Below are 17600 nucleotides of genomic sequence, written 5' to 3'. Positions count from 1 at the left end.
GTGTCCCTCTCCCACGGGGCCGCCCCCGCCGCCCCGCCCGTCACCCCGGACGAGGCGCTCGCCCTGCTCACCGGCCCGTCCGCGCCCTGTCTCGTCGGCGTACGGCACCACGCGCCGTCCCTGGCCGCCGCCGTGCCCGCGCTGCTGGACGAGGCGAAGCCGGAGGTGCTGCTCGTCGAACTGCCCGCGGAGATGCAGCGGTGGCTGCCCTGGCTGGGGCACGAGGAGACGCGGGCTCCGGTGGCGCTCGCCGCCGCCCCCGGCGACGGGACCGGCGGGGGACCGGCGTTCTACCCGTTCGCCGACTTCTCGCCGGAACTGGCCGCCGTACGCTGGGCCACCCGGCACGGCGTACCGGTGATCGCCTGCGACCTGCCGCTCGCCGACCGCGCGTGGAGCGACGGACGCCGGGCCGAGGGAACGCGGCCCGGCGGCCCCGCTCTCGCCACCGCGCTGCGGACCCGGCTGACGGGCCGCCCCGGGGACGACCTGTGGGACCGGCTCGTCGAGGCGCCCGCTCCCGGCTCCCCACCCGAGGCCCTGCGCCGGGCCGCCCTCCTCACCGGCTGGGCCCTGCGCCAGGACGCGGTCGCCTCGGGCGGCGTACCGGAGCTGGACCTGCGGCGGGAACGCTGGATGCGGGCCCGGCTGGCCGAGGCCACCGCGCGGGGCGAACGGGCCGCCGTGGTGGTCGGCGCCTTCCACGCCCCGGCGCTCCTGGAGCGGCACGCGGAGGAGGAAGAAACGGCCGCGGACGCACAGCGGCCCGAGTGGAACACCTCGCTGATCCCGTACACCTACGCCCTCCTCGACGAGCGGTCCGGCTACCCGGCGGGCATCCGGGACCCGGAGTGGCAGGACATGGTCCTGCGGGCGGCGGGCGACCCGGCGGCCCTGGAGGAGGCGCTGACCGGGGCGGCCGTACGCGTCTGCGCCGAACTGCGCGGGCTCGGGCACCCCTCGGGACCCGCCGACGCCCGGGAGATCAGCCGGCTCGCCTCCGATCTCGCCCGGCTGCGCGGCCTGCCCGCGGCCGGGCGCGGCGAACTGGTGGAAGCCGTCCAGACGGTGCTCGCGCAGGGCGAGCCGTACGGGCGGGGACGGGCCGTGGCGCGGGCGATGGAGCGGGTGCTCGTCGGCACCCGCACAGGCCGCCCCGCCCCGGAGGCACCACGCAGCGGACTCGTCCCCGCGGTGGAGAACGAGCTGGCGTGGCTCGGCCTGCCCGGACCGGACGCGGACGGCCCCGGCCCCTCACGGGACCTGCGGCTGGACCCGCTCCGGTCCGACCTCGACCGGCAGCGTGAACTGCTGCTGCGCCGGCTGACGGTGTGCGGGGTGCCCTACGGGGAGGCCAAGGAGGTCGCCGGAGCGGGTGGCGCCGAGGCCCTCACCTCCCGCTGGGAGGTGCGCTGGACACCGGCCACGGCGGCCGTGCTGACCGCCGCCGGAGTACGCGGAGTCACCCCCGCGCAGGCCGCCGAAGGCGTCCTGCGCGAACGGCGCCGCCAGGAACGGGAAGACGGCGGGCCGACCGCCGCAGGGACCCTCGAAGGGCTGGAACGGGCGGCGGAGTGCGGACTGACCGGGCTCGCCGACGAACGGCTCGGCGACGTCGCCGACATCCTGCCCCGAGCCGGCACCCTGCCGGAACTCCTCGCCGGACTGGCCCTGCTCGACCGGCTGCGGGCCGGCCATGTCCCCGGGCTCCCCGCCGAGCCGGACCGCGAGGCCCGCGCCGGCGCCGCCGCGGACCTGCTCACGGCGGCAGCGGTGCGACAGGTCGACGGACTGACCGGGTCCGAGGACCCCGCCGACGCCCACGCCCTCCTCGAACTCGCCCACCGGGCCGACCCATTGGGCGGCATCCGGCTCGCCGACGCCCTGGACCGCCTGGCCACCGGCGGCTCCCCGCTGATGCGCGGCGCCGCCGGGGCCGTCCGCGTCCTGCTCGGACACGAGGACGCGCACGCCTTCGGCGACCGCGTGGCCTCCTGGGTCGACGGGGCCACCGACCCCGACTCCCGCGCCGCCCTCACCGCCCGGCTCGGCGGACTGCTGACCGCCGCCGGCCCCCTGCTGGAGGCGGCCCCGCCCGCACTGGAGCCCCTGCTCGCCCGCGTCACCGAGCTGCCCGACCGGGCGTTCCTCGACCGGCTCCCCGCACTGCGCGGCGGCTTCGACACCCTGAGCCCCGCCGCCCGCGACCGTCTCTTCGCGGCCGTCGAGGAGCGCCTCGACAGCACGCACGTCGCCGACACGGACGGCGTCGACCCGGCCGCGCTCGCCACCTGGACCGCGGCGGACTTCGCGGCCCGCGAGACCCTGCGGTCACTGGGGCTGCTGCCCACGCCGTCGGGCGGCACCCCGGAGGGAACCGCGAGCACCGCCCCGCAGGACGCCGCGCCTCCGCCCCCCAACCACCGCATCGCCCCCGCCGACCGCTGGCGCCTCCTCCTCGGCCGCCGCACCGACCGACTGCCGCCGTCCGCCGCACCGCTCGCGACCGCGCTGGACGAGCTGTACGGCAGCGGTCGCGGCGAGGGCAGCCGCGGAGACCTCACGGGCCACGGAGCCGGCGGCGGACGGCAGGCGCCGTACCCCGGGGTGCGGGAGTGGTCCGAGGAACTGGCCGCGCTGTTCGGACCGGGCATCCGGGAGGAAGTCCTGGCGACCGCCGCCGCGTCGGGCCGCAGGGACGTCCTCGCCGAACTGGACGCGGACAGCGTGCGCCCCTCGGTGGACCTGCTGCGCACCGTCCTGCGACACGCGGGCGGACTGCCCGAGGCACGGCTGGCCGCACTGCGCCCGCTCGTACGGCGGCTGGTCGACGCGCTGACCCGGCAGCTGGCCACCCGCCTGCGCCCGGCCCTGCACGGCACCGCCCTGCCACGCCCCAGCCGACGCCCCGGCGGCGGCCTGGACCTGCCCCGCACCCTGCGGGCCAACCTGGCGACCGCGCGCCGCGCCGCCGACGGCACGGTCCAAGTGATCCCCGAGCGACCGGTGTTCCGTACCCGGGGACGCCGGGCCGCCGACTGGCGGCTGATCCTGGTCACGGACGTCTCGGGATCCATGGAGGCGTCCACGGTGTGGGCCGCGCTGACCGCCTCGGTACTGGCGGGCGTGCCCACGCTCTCCACCCACTTCCTGGCGTTCTCCACGGAGGTCATCGACCTCACCGGGCACGTGGACGACCCGCTGTCGCTCCTGCTGGAGGTCAGCGTCGGCGGCGGCACCCACATCGCCGCCGGACTGCGGCACGCCCGCGAGCTCGTCACCGTGCCCTCGCGCACCCTCGTCGTGGTCGTCAGCGACTTCGAGGAGGGGTATCCCCTCGGGGGCCTGCTCGCCGAGGTCCGCGCCCTCGTCTCGGCCGGCTGCCACGTCCTGGGCTGCGCCAGCCTCGACGACACGGGACGGCCCCGCTACTCCACCGGAGTCGCCGGTCAACTCGTCGCCGCCGGCATGCCCGTCGCGGCCCTCAGCCCACTCGAACTCGCCCGTTGGGTAGGGGAGAAGATCGCATGAGCCCGGACCTGCCCCCGGTCGTCCCGTCCGTCACCGCCGAACTCGTCGCGGCGCTCTCGCCCCGGCTCCGCAAGCGGCTGGACTCGGGCGTCACCAAACTCATGGCGCGTCCGGCCGTCCGCGAGGGCGACACCGTGCGGATCGCCGTCGACGACGACACCGATGTCGTACTGCACGCCCCCGGCGGGACAGTGACCGCCGCGGAGGCGATCAGCTGCGGATGCCTGCTGGCCCCCGACTGTCTGCACCGCGCGGCGGCGGCCTCGGCCGCACCGGTCGCCGACGAGGCCCCGGCCCCCGCCGCGCCCACGGAGGCGCCGGACGAGACAGAGGCGGAGCCGACGGCGGACGCTCCCACCGACGAGCAGCGCGCCGCCGCCCGAGCGGTGTTCGGAGCGGCCGCCGCCGTCCTGGAGGCCGGTACGGACGGGGCCGGCGCCGTCCTCCAGGCGGAGCTCCTGCACGCCGCGCACACCGCCCGCCTGGCCGGCCTCCCCAGGGTCTCCGCCGCGGCGGTGTCGGTGGTGACCGGGGTGCGCGCGGCCCGTTCCGCCGACCCCGCACACCGGCTCACCGACCTCGCCGACGCGCTGGCCGGTGCCCTCGGCGTCGCCCACCGCCTCCCGCACGCCACCGGCCCGGACCTCGCCGAACTGCGCGGCACGGCCCGGCAGCCGTACCGCCCGGACGGCTCCCTGCGCCTCTACGGGCTCTTCTCCGAGCCCGTCCTCACGGCGACCGGATACGCGGGCGCGGTCACCTGGACGGCCGACGCCGACGGACGCCTGTACACGGTCTCGGACGTGGCACCGGGCGGGCCCGCCCGCGCGACCGGCGCCGCCGACCGGGCCGTACGGATCGGCGACACCTCCCTGACCCACCGGGAACTGTCGCGCGCCGGCCTGGCCGTGTCCGGTGCGACCGTCTCCCCGACGGGCCGACTCGGCGCGGGAGCCGGGGTGCGTGCCGTCCGCGCGTCCGGCGCCGCGTGGCGCGCCGAGCCGCTGGACCGGCTGTGGGCGGTACCCGCGGCCGAGCAGGTGACACGGGCGCTGAACGGCGGACAGGACCTGCTCTTCCTGGAGGTGACCCTCACCGGAACGGTGCGGGAGACGACGGGCGACTGCCTGCTGGCGGACTGCGCGGGACTGCCCCTGGTGCTGGTCACCGCCCATGACGACCCGTCACTGCCCTACCGCGCGAACCTCCGCCTGCTCGCCGCCGCCGCGGGCAGCCGACTGCGGATCGTCGCGCGCCTGACGCCGGGACCGACCCCGCGCGCCCTGCTCCTCGCCGCCGAGCACCCCACCGACCCGGACGCCCGGGTGGACCTCGGCCTGGACCGCCTCCAGCACGCGGACCTGCCGGCCGGTGCGGTCGCGCCACCGGTCCACGTCCTGCCCACCGGGGACGAGGCGCCACTGCACCTGCTGCGCCGACGCGTCCACCAGGCGGTGGCGGGGGGCCGGCGGGTCCTCGCCTTCGCCCGGGACCGGTCGGGCGACGGCACACGCCTGCGCCGTCACGGCCTGTCCACGGCGGCCGATCTCCTCGACGCCCTCCACACCGCCGCCGCCGACCGCTCCCGCGACGCCTTCGGCCGGCTGCTCCCGGCGGACACGGACCACTTCGCCCGGTCCTGGCTCGCCGCCGCCGTCTACACCGACGCGGTCGAACGGTCCCTGTGCGCGGACGCCTGGGGAGCCGCCGCGACCGGGACCCACGCCGCGTAGCCCGGGCGCGCGGCCCGACCGGAGTCAGGCGGCTTCGTGGATGACGAGCTTGAACTCCGCCAGGACGATGTCCCGCGCCACGCCGTCGTCATGGGTGGCGCGCACGGCGAGCGGGACGGCCGGGTCGACGAAGATGCCCCACTGCTTCGTCCAGCACTGCATGCCGGGGCTGGGCGGGCGGTGCTCCGTCGCCGTGGTGTCGTTGGGTGCCGGGGTGAGGCCGAGCGGATCCCGGACGAACTGGTCCCGCAGTTCGCCGTATCCGCCGGCCTCCCACTGGATCATCGCGTACAGCACGCCCCAGCCGGCCGTGCTGGGCCATATGAGCCCGGACCGGTCGTCGGTGTCCCAGCTCGTGATCACGTAACCGTCGGGCTGGTTGACCTGGTGCATCGTGAACCGGTCCGTGGACTCCGCGGCCCCGAACGGGAATCTGATGATCGTGTAAGGGCTGTTCGCCGGGATCGACTGCGGTGTGTCCCGCTTCAGGGAACAGACCTGCACTCCGGGCGAAGCCGTCGCATGGGTGGACATGGTTCAAATCTGCCCGTCCGGGGCCGATTTGATGTCGGCACCCCAGGCCCCACGGACCGTCAGGCCGAGGAGCCGCTGTCGATGACCAGGTCGGCGCCGACCACCGCGCCGGCCGTGGGCGAGGCGAGATAGAGCACCGCGGCGGCCACTTCCTCGGCTTCCGCGAGCCGGCCGAGCGGGTTCTCCGTCTTCACCCGCTCGGCACGGTCGGCCTCGGTCTCGCCGGGCCGCAGCGACATGGGAGCGGCGGAGGCGCCGGGGCTGACGGCGTTGATGCGGATGCCCTGGTGGATGTGGTCGAGGGCGGCGGCGCGGGTCAGCGCCGAGACCGCCGCCTTCGAGGTGATGTACGCGGCGACGTTGGGGATCCGCAGGTGTGCGCCCAGGTTGGAGGAGATGTTGACGATGGCGCCGCCGCCGTTTTCCTTCATGTGCGCGATCTCGTGCTTCATGGCCAGCCAGACGCCCGTGACGTTGGTGCGCAGCACCGCGTCCCAGTCCTCCTCGCTCACCTCACCGGCGGCCACGGTGCCGCGGAGTATCCCGGCGTTGTTGACCGCGATGTCCAGTCCGCCGAAGCGGGCGACGCTCTCGCGCACCAGGTTCCGGAGTCGGCCGGAGTCGGTGACATCGGCGGTGACGGCGGTGGCAGTGCCGCCCGTGGCCTCGATGAGACCGACGGTCTCGTGCAGGGTCGCGGCGGTGCGTCCCGCGGCGACCACGGACGCGCCCTCGGCGGCGAAGGCGAGCGCGATGGCGCGGCCGAGGCCGGAGCCGGCGCCGGTGACGAGAGCGGTCTTGCCGGTGAAGCGGTTCATTTCGATGGCTCCTTTGAGCGATGGGCGGTGATGGACAGCGATGGGCGGTGAGCGATGGGCGGTGATGGACTACGTGGCGCGGTGGTTGAGGAGGGCCACGGCGGCGAGAGCGGCCCCTGTGGCGGCCAGGGACAGGGCATCGCTGCCGAGCGCGAGCAGGACCGCGAACAGGACGGTCGGACCGACTTCCATCGCGGTGTTCAGCACACCGCCCGCGAGCCCGGTCCGCCCCCGCGGCACGCCCTCGGTGGCGAGCACGGCGGCTGCCGCGAAGGAGGCCGCCGCGCCGGCCGGCAGCAGGACGAGGCCCGGCAGCAGTCCGTACGCGTAGGAGAGGTGTGGGTCGGTCCCGGTCAGCGCGAGGAGGGCGAGCCCGGCCGCGCCGGTGCCGAGCCCGGCCACCGTGACGGTTCGGGCCCCGTACCTTCCGATGAGCGGTCCTGCCGCCCGGCCCGAGACGATCAGCGCGGCGGCGAACGGTACGAACGCCGCCGAGGTCCGCAACTGCGACCAGTCGCGCTCCTGCTGGAGTTGGAGCGAGAGAACCACGAACGTCATCGCGGTTCCGCACGCGCTCAGCGCGACGGCGGCGAGCGCGGGGACCCGCCGCCGGCCGCGCAGGAAGCCGGGCGGCAGCAGCGGGTCGCGGGCGCGGCGCTCGGCGTACCGGAACGCGGCCAGCAGCGCGGCCCCGCCGAGCAGCGGCACGAGCACGCCGGCCGACGACCAGGGGCGGGCATCGGTGACGACGAGCCCGTAACTGGCGAGCGTGATCCCGGCGGTGGCGAGCAGGGCACCGGGCAGGTCGAGGGTCCTGCCTCGGCTCGGCGACGTGTCCGGCAGCAGCCTGAACGCGAGGGGGAGGGCCGCCAGGGCCACCACGAGCGGCACGGCGAAGGTCCAACGCCAGGACAGCAGCGCCGAGATGACGCCGGAGAGCAGATTGCCCGCGGTCGCGCCGAGCACCGAGAGTCCGCCCCAGGTGGCCATCGCCCTGCCGTACGCGGGCGGGGAGGGGAAGACGGCGCGGAGCACGGCCATGGCGGCGGGCGCGATCAGTGCCGCTCCCGCGCCCTGCGCGAAGCGCGCCGCGAGCAGTGTTCCCAGGTCGGCAGCGAGCGGGGCGGTGGCCGAGGCGGCGGCGAAGAGGACCAGGCCCGCGATGAGGGCGCGCTGTCCGCCGTAGCGGTCCGCGAGGCGTCCGCCGAAGAGCAGCAGCCCGGCGAAGGTCAGTCCGTAGGCGGCGCTGAGCAGGATCAAGTCCGAGCGAACCAGGCCGAATTCGCGCCCGATGCCGGGCAGCGGCACGGCGATCGCGGCGAGCGTGAAGATCAGCGTGGCCTGGACGCCGCCGAGGAGGACGAAGGCGCGTCTCTGTCGCCGCGCCGTGGCGGCGCGGGCCGTGCCCGTGGCGGTCATGCCTTCCTCCTGATATTTGACCGATCGGTTCATTATTTGGGCATGCGGCAGCGAGCCCGGTGTGGGTTCGGTGGCTACGGTGGGTGTGGGTCAGTCCAGCAGGGCCAGGGCCTGTTCGGCCGCGTCCCGTACCCGGGCGGGGTCGTTCGACGCCTTGCCGACGATCCGTACGCCTTGGAGCAGGACGAGCAGCATGCGGGCCAGCGCACGCGGATCGCGGTCCTCGGGCAGCTCGCCCTGGGCCCGGGCCCGTACGAGCGCGGAGTGCAGCGGGGTCTCGAGGTGCTCCCAGCTGATCTCGACCCGGCGGGCCGCCGCGGGGTCGTGCGGGGCCAGTTCGGCCGCGGTGTTGGTGACGAAACAGCCGTTCAGCCTGCCCTGCGGGGAGGCGGCCTCCGCGGCGAAGCGGCGCACCACCGCCCTTACCGCGGGCAGCGCGGGGCCCGGCTGGGACAACTCGGCGAGGAGAGCCTGGTCGCGCGTCTCGGTGTACCGGTCCAGGGCCTTCAGATACAGCTCGTGCTTGCTGCCGAAGGTCGCGTAGAGGCTGGCGCGGCCGATGCCGAGGTGCTCGACGAGGTCCGCCATGGACGTCGCCTCGTAGCCGCGCCGCCAGAACAGCTCGAGAGCCGACTGGAGCGCGGCGTCCGGATCGAATTCCTTGGTCCTGGCCACGTCGAGGAGCATAGAGGTGTCTGGAATGATCGGTCAATAACTGTCGACGCGCTCGGGAACAACCGTGAGGAGGGGCGTGTTGAAGGAGCAGTCTGACATGTTCGAGTCAAATGGCTCGGGCGATGGCGGAAGGAGCACCTCATGGCACGCAGTACCGCGCGGCCGGTCGTCCGGCTGAAGTCGACGGCCGGTACCGGAGTCACCTACGTGACCCGCAAGAACCGTCTGAGCGACCCCGACCGGCTGGTCCTGCGGAAGTACGACCCGGTCGTCGGCGAGCACGTCCTCTTCCGCGAAGAACGATGAACCCCGCCTCCGTCGCCCGGCGGCGGAGGCCCCAGAGGAAGGACACCCCCGTGAGGCACGGCATCCACCCCGTCTCCCGCCCCGTCGTCTTCCGTGACCGCGCGACCGGCTTCCGGCTGCTCACCCGATCCACCATCGAGACGGAGCGCACGGTCGAGTGGGAGGACGGCGTCACCTACCCCGTGGTCGACGTCGAGATCTCGTCGGCCGGCCACCCGTTCTACACCGGCACCTCCCGCGTCGTGGACACCGCGGGCCGCGTGGAGCGCTTCGAGCGGCGCTACGGCACGCGCCGCTGACGGCGGCGGTTTCAGGCCCGGCGACGGCCGGCGAGCCACCGCACCGGCCCGACGGCCCGGCACCGCGCTCGCGATGCCGGGCCGTCCGCGGTGTGGCGCGGCGTCCCGCCGGCCGTCGCCGGGCCAGGATGGAGCGGACGCACGGTCGGGAGGCGGAGATGACGGTGAACCGGGTCGGCATGGTCGTGCACGGCGGACGTCCCGAGGCCACGGAGGCCGCTCGCACGGTCCGGGCCTGGTGCGCCGAGCACGCCGTCGCCTGCAAGGACATCGACGTGTGGAACGACGGCGGACGGCACAGCGCCCGGCAGGAGGTGGCGGCCGCCGGCGATCCGGACCTGATCGTCACCCTCGGCGGAGACGGCACCTTCCTGCGCGGGGCCCGGCTCGCCGCCGCCATCGGGGCACTCGTACTGGGAGTTGACCTCGGCCGGGTGGGCTTCCTGACCGAAGTGCCCATGACCCAGGTCCGCGCGGCGCTGGACGCCGTACGCGAGAACCGGCTGGACGTGGAGCGGCGCCTGCTCCTGACGATGCGCGCCTCACGCCGGCTGGAGGTGCCCCCGGACATCGAGGCGCTGATGAAGTACGGCCGGGGCCCGCTGCTGCCCCCGACGAGCGTGCGCTCCGACTGCGAGACGGGCGGCGAGTGGGGCGTCCCGCTGGACGTGGCCGCCCTCAACGACGTGGTACTGGAGAAGCTCGCCAGGGACCGTCAGGTCTCGGTCGGGGTGTACATCGCGGGCCGACTGCTGGCCTCCTACTCCGCCGACGCCCTGCTGGTGGCCACCCCCACCGGTTCCACCGCCTACAGCTTCGCCGCCGGCGGTCCCGTGGTCTCACCGCGCGCCGAGATGCTGGTGTTCACACCGGTCGCGCCGCACATGACGTTCAACCGCTCGGTCGTGGCCGCTCCGGACGAACCCATCGGGCTGCGGGTGCTGGAACGCTCGGGCCGCGCCGCGGTCAGCATCGACGGCCAGCTCCGCGGGGTGATCGGCCCCGGCGACTGGATCGGCGTGTACGCGTCGCCCCGCAGACTGCGGGTCGCACGACTGGGCCCGATGGACTTCTACGGCCGCCTCCGTGACCGCATGAACCTCACCGACGCGCCCGCCGCCGTGGCCGACGGCGTGCCCGCACCCCTCTGGCCGGTGAGCAGCCCGCCGCCGGGAGACCTGGCCCACCTCGCCATGCCGCACGCCACGGCCGCGGCCGAGTGACCCGATATCGAGGTGCGCCCGGCGACGACCGTCTCGTACCGTGCGGTGATGCGCGTCGTTTTCACCAAGGGCCCCGGCACGAGCTACGACATCGCGGTGCACCGCGAGACCGGGGCGGCGCTCGCCCCCCGGAACGGGCCCGGCGGGCATCCGTATCTGCCGCACGACCTGGTGCACTTCCTCGTCGAGGCGGAGGCGGGCATCGAGCTCGGGGTCTACGGTCGGCTGGCCGCCGGTGACAACGGCCTGTTCTGGCCCGCCGACCCGGCGGAACGCGCCAAGGCCGCCAGACGCCGCAAGTCCAAGCCGGTGAAGTCGTCCCCCCGGGCCCAGGCGGACATGGCCCTGTCGGAGCACCTGGCGGGCATCGCCGTACCCGTGTGGGAGGTGCGGCGCGGCCACGCGGAGCAGCTGCCCGCCTATGTGACGGCGGGCGAGATCCCCCCGGTGGTCGACCGGATCGTGGCCCGGTTCGACGAGCACGCCGACCGCTGGCACACGCTGCCCGTCGGCGGTTCACTCACGCTGGCGTGGTGACGACCCGGCCCGCACCAGCCCCGTACCCCCACTGACCTCACCGGCGTTCGGAGCGGTTGTGGCGGACGGACGAGTGGAACGCGGCGCTGATGAGCGTGACGCCGACGAGGCCGGTGACGATGTCGTTGATCTCGTACTGAATGCTGACGAGCAGCATGAGGGCGAGCGCCCCGATCGCGTAGTGGGCGCCGTGCTCCAGATAGACGTAGTCGTCGAGGGTGCCCTGGCGGACCAGGTAGACCGTGAGGGACCGGACGTACATGGCGCCGATGCCGAGGCCCAGGGCCATCAGCACGATGTCGTTGGTGATGGCGAAGGCGCCGATCACGCCGTCGAAGGAGAAGGACGCGTCCAGGACCTCGAGGTAGAGGAAGGTGAAGAACGCGGCCTTGCCCGACAGGGGGACCGCGGACCCGCCTCCCGGCCGTTGCCCGCGCTCTTCGTCGGCCAGCCTGCCCTCGAAGAACCCCGAGAGCCCTCCGACGACCAGATAGGTGATCAGTCCCGCGACGCCCGAGACGAGGACCGTCTGCGCCTTGTCGGCGTGGGTGCCGCCGTGCTGGTGGGCGTGGGCGGCGAATGTCATGGAGGTGGCGAGGAGAACGCCGAGAGCGAGACAGACCGACAGCATGTCGATCCGGCCGAGCCTGGCCAGGGGCCGTTCGACCGGGCCGATCCACTTGGTCTCGCGGTCCTCGAAGACGAAGTCGAGGAAGATCATCAACAGGAACATCCCGCCGAACGCGGCGATCGACGGATGCGCGTCGGTGACGAGTCGCTGATACCGCTCCTTGTCGGTGAGCGCGAGGTGGACGGCCTCGGACGGCGCGAGCCGCGCGCTGACGGTGACGATGACGACGGGGAAGAGCAGCCGCATGCCGAAGACGGCGATCAGGATGCCGATGGTGAGGAAGATCTTCTGCCAGAAGGCACTGAGCCGCTTCAGGATGCCGGCGTTGATCACCGCGTTGTCGAAGGACAGCGAGACCTCCAGAACGGCGAGGATGGCGACCAGTCCCAGAGCCGTCCAGCCGTCGTACAGCACTCCGGCGACCAGGCCGAGGGCCGTGACGGCGAAGGCCCAGCGGAATGTCCTCAGCAGCACGCTGCACTCTCCGCTCTCTCGTCGCGCCCGTCACCGGACGACGGGCCTCCTTCCCGTGCCCCGCGCGGGAGTCAGCGGCGCCGGCGGCGTACGAGGCGGCGGAACGCCCTCGGCCCGCCGGCCGGCGCGGGCAGTGCGCCTGCCACCGCGTCGGCCAGCAGGGAACCGACGGTTTCGGCCGCGCAGGCACGGTTGGCACCGATGCCACCCGAGGGCCCGCGTTTGATCCAGCCGACGACATACGTACCCGGCCTGCCGGTCACCCGGCCGTGCTCGTGCGGCACGGTCCCAGTGGCCTCGTCGAACGGCAGCCCCGCCTGGGCCACCCCGCGGTATCCGACCGCCCGCAGGACAAGACCGGCCGGAATCTCCAGCTCACCGGTGCCGCCGGTGACGCGCACGGCCCGGGTGCCGTCCTCCCCGCACACCGCCACCGGGGAGGAGAGGAACCGGAACACGATGCGCCGCTGCCGTCCTTCCGCACCAGGCGACAGGGACCAGTCGACGGCTTCCCGTGCCACGCCCCGCAGCACCGCCGCCTTGTCGTCCGGGCCGGCGGAATCGATCGCCCCGCCGATGCGGGGATCGTGGTCGTCGACGAGCAGGTCCACGCCCGGGAGGTGCTTCAGGGCGAGCAGCTCCGGCCTGGTGCACGCCGCGTGCTCCGGGCCGCGGCGCCCGAGCAGCACCACCTCGCGCACCTTGCTGCGGCGCAGCTCCGCCAGCGCGTGACCGGCGATCTCGGTGCCCGCCAGCCCCCCCGGGTCCGACACCAGGATCCTGGCCACGTCGAGCGCCACGTTTCCGTTGCCGACCACGACGACCCGCTCGGCCGACAGGTCGACGGCGTCCGCGGCGACCTCCGGATGCCCGTTGTACCAGGCCACGAAGGTGGTCGCGGAGACGCTGCCGGGCCGGTCCTCGCCCGGGATGCCGAGCCGCCGGTCCGTGGCGGCGCCCACCGCGTAGATCACCGCGTCGTGGTGGGCGGCGAGTTCCTCCGCCGTGATGTGGGTGCCCACGTCGAGGCCCAGATACATCCGCACCCGCGGATGGGTGTGGAAGCGGGCGAAGGCCTCGCCGGCCTTCTTGGTGGCCGGGTGGTCCGGCGCCACGCCGTACCGGACGAGCCCTCCGGCGACCGGCAGCCGGTCGATGAGCGTGATCTCCGACCGCGTGTGCAGCAGCAGGTCCTTGGCGGCGTACATGCCGGCCGGACCGGTGCCGACGACGGCGACGCGCAGCGGCCCGAAGTCCGAGGGCAGTACGCGGTCGAAGGTCGGTTCGCCCCAGGCGTGGAAGACCGGGCTCGGACCCGGCGGTTCCTGCGCCGCCTTCTCCGCCGGCTCGGAGGACCGCTCGAAGTGGGCCGCGTTGATCCGCGCGTACTCCCGCTGCGCGCCCGTCAGCCGGTCGACGGGCAGGATGGCGTCCACCGGACAGGCGTCGGCGCAGGCACCGCAGTCGATGCAGCTCTTCGGGTCGATGTACAGCATCTCCGTGCTGCCGAAGGACCGTTCCTCGGGTGTGGGGTGAATGCAGTTGACCGGGCAGACGGACACACAGGTGGCGTCGTTGCAGCAGGTCTGGGTGATCGCGAAAGCCATGGTCGTCCGCTCCGCCGAAGGCCGGAATCGAGGTGGGGGCTGAAGGGTGTCAGATGAGGTTGGCGCGCTTGTAGAAGTGGAGCGCGGGCCCGGTGAGCAGGCCCACCGAGGCCAGGAACTCCATCAGGCCCGAACAGCTCGCGCGCATCATCGACTTGTGGTGCTCGTTGGCCTTCGCCTCGCGGACCGCGCGTTCCTCGTCCAGACCGGCGTTCGCGTAGACCTTCCGGTTCACCATGCTGGTGACGATGACATAGGCCGCGACGGCGATCAGGAGGGAGTGGACCTGACGGCGTACGCGCCCGGCGCGCGCGAGGTGCCTGCGCGTCTCCTCGCGGGCGAACTTCATGTGCCGCGACTCCTCGACGACATGGATGTTGTTGATGGTGCGGACGAAGGGGACGACCCGCTCGTCGCGCATCCAGTCGCGCTGCATGACGTCGAGGACCTCCTCGGCCACCAGGATCGCCGCGTACGCGGCCTCCCCGAAGGCGACCGTCTTGAAGAGCCGCCCCAGTTCGACCGCGATCCGGTGCGGGCGGTAGGCCGGGGCCCCGAGCTTCTTCGCGCCGCGGGCGAACATGATCGAGTGCCGGCACTCGTCGGCTATCTCGGTGAGCGCCCACTGGACGGTGTCGTCCGTCGGGTCCTTGGCGTAGATGTCCCGCAACACCATCTGCTGAAGGATCATCTCGAACCAGATGCCGGTACTGGCGACGGACGCGGCCTCCTGGCGGGTCAGCGCCTTGCGCTGCGCCTCGGTCAACTCCTCCCAGTACGCCGTTCCGTAGAGCGTGCTCCACTCCGGGCTGGCGCCGTGGAAGCCGGTGTCGAGCGGCGTTTCCCAGTCGACCTCGGTGAGCGGATCGTAGGAGAGCTGCGCGGACGAGTCGAGCAGCCGCCGGGCTACGCCGTCGTCGTAGGGCTGGTTCGTGCCCTCCGACGGGGAGGTGCTGATGGCCATGCTGAGGCTCCTCGAGTCGACTCCATGCACCATTACCACGGGTAACCCCCGCGCTTGCTGACGAACCTTATAGCAAGAGGAGCCGGGTTCCTACCCCCAAGTAGCAGTCGGAGTCGACGCGGGAGCCCAGGTGCGCCGCCCAGGTCAGTCGACGCCGCTGGGAGTGGGCTGCGGCGTGCGGCCGGCCAGGACTTCCTGGAGCCGCTGCGTGCCCTGCTCCACGGCGGCCGTGGTGGTCTCGTGAGCGGCGCCGTCGAGCCCGCCGTTGGTGACGGTGATCGCGTTCTCGCCGATCTGCACGACGGCGACGTCCAGGGTGAGGGTCACGGGCTCACCGTCGCTGGAGCCCTTCACCGTCACGGTCAGACCCTGCCGGGCGTCGCCCTCCTCGGGCAGCGACGCCTCGACGACCTGGACGGTGCGGTCCTCGTTGTCGCCGCCGGTCAGGGTGAACTGGTCGCAGGTGTCGGGAAGCGACCTCAGCCACGTCATCGACTCGTCGAGGTCCGCCTTCTCGTAGGCGGCGACCTGGTAGAGCAGCCGGGAGTCGCCCTGCTGGAAGCCGTTGAGCGCCGACGCCCCGGACGGGCGGCCCAGCAGGGTCTCGTCGTAGAGCGAGTCGACCAGACGCTGACAGTCCGCCGCGTCGCTCCTGCCCTCGATGAACGCGGCCACGTCGACCTGTCCGACGAGCAGGGAGTCCTTCCAGTCCTGAGGGTTCCTGACCTGGGTCCAGTCGTCCTCGATGTCGGCCGCGGTGATCAGCGCGTTCCGCGCGCCGGTCTCGGTGAGTTCGGCGGCGGGTGACGTCGTGGGGGACGTCGTGGGTGACGTGGTGGGCGAGGTGGTCGGCGACGGTGACGTGGGTGGGGTGGTCTGCGCGGCGGCCCGCTCGACCGCCGTGGTGGCGGCCCCCTGCTCGGGTGGCGCACCGTTGTCCGCGCTCGAACAGGCAGCCGTGGCGAGCAGCGTCCCGGTGCCCAGCACGGCGGCCAGGACGCGGGACGAGCGGACGATCGAGCGAGGGGTGGTCACGAATGCCTCCTGAGAACCGGTACGACCGCCCCCGGCGCCGACCTGCCGTGGGCGTCTCCTTCCCTTGCTCCTCCCACGGCACCACCGGTCCGGCCGGGCGACCAGCGCAGTTGGGGCATACAGGTGAGAACCGTCCCCAAGGGGCCTCCCGGTCCGCGTCGCGGGACACGTCACCCGGGCCGGTGCGCTGTCGGGCGCCTCCCCGAAGACGCTGATACGTTCCGTTTCCTACGGCTTGTCCCGGAAAGGAAGCCAGCCACGTCCCCCACCGACAACGGGCCCGTGCCCCCCTCCGCGGCGGTCAGCCGCCACCCGACCCTGTTCCGTGCCGCCATGCGCCGGCGCAATCCGCGGCTGCGCCGGTCGGACATCACGGTGACGGACGAACGGGCGGTCAAGCGCGCGGTGAAGGCAGCTTCCCTCGGCAACGCCATGGAGTGGTTCGACTTCGGCATCTACGCCTATCTGGCGGGCACCATCGGCCGGGTCTTCTTCCCCTCCGGAAGCGACACCGCGCAGTTGCTGTCGTCCTTCGCCACCTTCGCCGTCGCCTTCCTGGTGCGTCCTCTCGGCGGCATGGTCTTCGGGCCGATGGGTGACAAGGTCGGCCGCAAGAAGGTGCTCGCGCTCACGATGATCCTCATGGCGATCGGCACGGCCGCGATCGGCATGCTCCCCACGTACGCGGCCGTCGGTTTCTGGTCCCCGCTGCTGCTCATCGTCTTCCGGCTGCTCCAGGGATTCTCCACCGGCGGCGAGTACGGCGGCGCCTCTACCTTCATCGCGGAGTACGCCCCCGACAAGCGGCGCGGCTACTTCGGAAGCTTCCTGGAACTGGGCACGCTGGCGGGGTACACCGGCGCGGCGGGCCTGGTCACGGCGCTCACCACCTGGCTCGGCACCGACACGATGGACGCCTGGGGCTGGCGCATCCCGTTCCTGGTGGCCGGGCCGCTGGGCATCGTCGGCATCTACCTGCGGCTGAAGCTGGACGACACTCCGGCGTATCTGAAGCTGGAGCAGGGCAATGTCCACATCACCGAGGCCGCGGACTCGGTGGAGACCACCGCCCACGGCGACCTCGCCAAGATCTTCCGGGAGTACTGGCCGACGCTGGTGCTGTGCATCGCCCTGGTCGGCGCGTACAACATCACCGACTACATGCTGCTGTCGTACATGCCGACGTACCTCTCGGACGAGCTGCACTACAGCGAGACCCACGGACTGCTGATCCTCGTGGCCACCATGGTCGTGCTGATGCTGATCATCAATCAGGTGGGGCGGCTGAACGACCGGTTCGGCCGCAGGCCCCTGCTCATGACCGGCATGCTGGGCTTCTTCTTCCTGTCCGCCCCGGCGTTCCTGCTCGTGCGGCAGGGCAGCCTGCTCGCGGTGTCGGCCGGCATGCTGACGCTCGGCCTGTCGCTGGTGTGCCTGCTCGGCACCATGTCGGCGGCGCTGCCGGCCATGTTCCCGACACCGGTGCGCTACGGCTCCCTGTCGGTCGGCTACAACCTCTCCGCGTCGCTGTTCGGCGGCACGACACCCCTGGTCATCACCGCCCTGATCGACGTGACCGGCTCGGACATGATGCCGGCCTACTACTCGATGGCCGCGGCCCTGGTCGGTGTCGTCGCGGTGGCCTGCATGAAGGAGACGGCGCAGCAGCCGCTCGACGGTTCACCGCCCTCCGTGCAGACCGAGGAGGAGGCGGCGGAGCTGGTGCAGGCGCAGGCCCCGACACCGAAGTTCTGAGCGCCCGTTGCCCTGTGACCCCACCGCGCGACGACGGGCACGGCGGGAAGTGCCGCGTT

15 protein-coding genes are annotated in these 17600 nt (G+C 73.3%); 7 read left to right on the top strand and 8 right to left on the bottom strand.

The window, feature by feature from the left end; translation table 11 throughout:
- A complete protein-coding gene (locus ACZ470_RS14325; protein WP_468427171.1) occupies nt 1-3531 on the top strand; it encodes a vWA domain-containing protein in 3531 nt (1176 codons plus the stop codon).
- Entirely contained in the window at nt 3528-5264 is a 1737-nt protein-coding gene (locus ACZ470_RS14320) for a hypothetical protein (protein ID WP_468427170.1), read from the top strand. The genes ACZ470_RS14325 and ACZ470_RS14320 overlap by 4 nt, the downstream gene beginning before the upstream one ends.
- A gap of 24 nt (nt 5265-5288) precedes the next feature.
- On the opposite strand, the gene ACZ470_RS14315 is transcribed toward ACZ470_RS14320, so the two are convergent.
- From ACZ470_RS14315 to ACZ470_RS14300, 4 genes are all read right to left on the bottom strand, one after another.
- On the bottom strand, nt 5289-5798 hold the full coding sequence (locus ACZ470_RS14315; protein ID WP_468427169.1) for a hypothetical protein: 510 nt from the start codon (nt 5796-5798) through the stop codon (nt 5289-5291).
- A 59-nt stretch (nt 5799-5857) separates the two neighbouring features.
- The gene (locus tag ACZ470_RS14310) at nt 5858-6616 is read right to left on the bottom strand and encodes an SDR family NAD(P)-dependent oxidoreductase (RefSeq protein WP_468427168.1); all 759 of its coding nucleotides are present in this window, start codon (nt 6614-6616) and stop codon (nt 5858-5860) included.
- A gap of 69 nt (nt 6617-6685) precedes the next feature.
- On the bottom strand, nt 6686-8035 hold the full coding sequence (locus ACZ470_RS14305; RefSeq protein WP_468427167.1) for an MFS transporter: 1350 nt from the start codon (nt 8033-8035) through the stop codon (nt 6686-6688).
- 90 nt (nt 8036-8125) lie between these two features.
- Nucleotides 8126-8710 carry a TetR/AcrR family transcriptional regulator gene (locus ACZ470_RS14300; protein WP_468427166.1) on the bottom strand — a complete coding sequence of 195 codons (585 nt, stop codon included), beginning with the start codon at nt 8708-8710 and terminating at the stop codon, nt 8126-8128.
- A gap of 141 nt (nt 8711-8851) precedes the next feature.
- On the opposite strand from ACZ470_RS14300, the gene rpmG reads away from it, so the two are divergent.
- From rpmG to ACZ470_RS14280, 4 genes are all read left to right on the top strand, one after another.
- Complete coding sequence (gene rpmG / locus ACZ470_RS14295) at nt 8852-9016, top strand: 50S ribosomal protein L33 (RefSeq protein WP_468427165.1); 165 nt, start codon at nt 8852-8854, stop codon at nt 9014-9016.
- Between the two features lie 50 nt (nt 9017-9066).
- A complete protein-coding gene (locus ACZ470_RS14290; RefSeq protein WP_468427164.1) occupies nt 9067-9315 on the top strand; it encodes a type B 50S ribosomal protein L31 in 249 nt (82 codons plus the stop codon).
- A 158-nt stretch (nt 9316-9473) separates the two neighbouring features.
- Nucleotides 9474-10538 carry an NAD(+)/NADH kinase gene (locus ACZ470_RS14285; protein ID WP_468427163.1) on the top strand — a complete coding sequence of 355 codons (1065 nt, stop codon included), beginning with the start codon at nt 9474-9476 and terminating at the stop codon, nt 10536-10538.
- Nucleotides 10539-10586: 48 nt separating this feature from the next.
- A complete protein-coding gene (locus ACZ470_RS14280) occupies nt 10587-11075 on the top strand; it encodes a hypothetical protein (RefSeq protein ID WP_468427162.1) in 489 nt (162 codons plus the stop codon).
- Between the two features lie 37 nt (nt 11076-11112).
- Here the strand turns inward: ACZ470_RS14280 and ACZ470_RS14275 are convergent, their stop codons facing one another.
- The 4 genes from ACZ470_RS14275 to ACZ470_RS14260 form a co-directional block, all read right to left on the bottom strand.
- The gene (locus ACZ470_RS14275; RefSeq protein WP_468427161.1) at nt 11113-12180 is read right to left on the bottom strand and encodes a DUF475 domain-containing protein; all 1068 of its coding nucleotides are present in this window, start codon (nt 12178-12180) and stop codon (nt 11113-11115) included.
- A gap of 71 nt (nt 12181-12251) precedes the next feature.
- Nucleotides 12252-13787 (bottom strand): FAD-dependent oxidoreductase, encoded by a 1536-nt coding sequence (locus ACZ470_RS14270; protein WP_468427160.1) that lies wholly within the window; start codon nt 13785-13787, stop codon nt 12252-12254.
- 49 nt (nt 13788-13836) lie between these two features.
- Nucleotides 13837-14751 (bottom strand): AurF N-oxygenase family protein, encoded by a 915-nt coding sequence (locus ACZ470_RS14265; RefSeq protein ID WP_468427159.1) that lies wholly within the window; start codon nt 14749-14751, stop codon nt 13837-13839.
- Nucleotides 14752-14895: 144 nt separating this feature from the next.
- A complete protein-coding gene (locus ACZ470_RS14260; RefSeq protein WP_468427158.1) occupies nt 14896-15786 on the bottom strand; it encodes a hypothetical protein in 891 nt (296 codons plus the stop codon).
- A 333-nt stretch (nt 15787-16119) separates the two neighbouring features.
- Here ACZ470_RS14260 and ACZ470_RS14255 point away from each other — a divergent pair, with 333 nt between their 5' ends.
- A complete protein-coding gene (locus tag ACZ470_RS14255; protein ID WP_468427212.1) occupies nt 16120-17541 on the top strand; it encodes an MFS transporter in 1422 nt (473 codons plus the stop codon).
- Nucleotides 17542-17600 lie beyond the last annotated feature (59 nt).

Source organism: Streptomyces sp. NPDC031111, from assembly GCF_055570675.1.
Note: the sequence above shows the minus strand (reverse complement) of the source record. Positions and strands in the feature narration are given on the sequence as shown.

Coding starts and splice junctions, on each gene's coding strand:
- ACZ470_RS14310 (WP_468427168.1), bottom strand. CDS start 6,616: ATGAACCGCTTCACCGGCAAGACCGCTCTCGTCACCGGCGCCGGCTCC.
- rpmG (WP_468427165.1), top strand. CDS start 8,852: ATGGCACGCAGTACCGCGCGGCCGGTCGTCCGGCTGAAGTCGACGGCC.
- ACZ470_RS14265 (WP_468427159.1), bottom strand. CDS start 14,751: ATGGCCATCAGCACCTCCCCGTCGGAGGGCACGAACCAGCCCTACGAC.
- ACZ470_RS14320 (WP_468427170.1), top strand. CDS start 3,528: ATGAGCCCGGACCTGCCCCCGGTCGTCCCGTCCGTCACCGCCGAACTC.
- ACZ470_RS14255 (WP_468427212.1), top strand. CDS start 16,120: ATGCGCCGGCGCAATCCGCGGCTGCGCCGGTCGGACATCACGGTGACG.
- ACZ470_RS14315 (WP_468427169.1), bottom strand. CDS start 5,798: ATGTCCACCCATGCGACGGCTTCGCCCGGAGTGCAGGTCTGTTCCCTG.
- ACZ470_RS14280 (WP_468427162.1), top strand. CDS start 10,587: ATGCGCGTCGTTTTCACCAAGGGCCCCGGCACGAGCTACGACATCGCG.
- ACZ470_RS14305 (WP_468427167.1), bottom strand. CDS start 8,035: ATGACCGCCACGGGCACGGCCCGCGCCGCCACGGCGCGGCGACAGAGA.
- ACZ470_RS14270 (WP_468427160.1), bottom strand. CDS start 13,787: ATGGCTTTCGCGATCACCCAGACCTGCTGCAACGACGCCACCTGTGTG.
- ACZ470_RS14285 (WP_468427163.1), top strand. CDS start 9,474: ATGACGGTGAACCGGGTCGGCATGGTCGTGCACGGCGGACGTCCCGAG.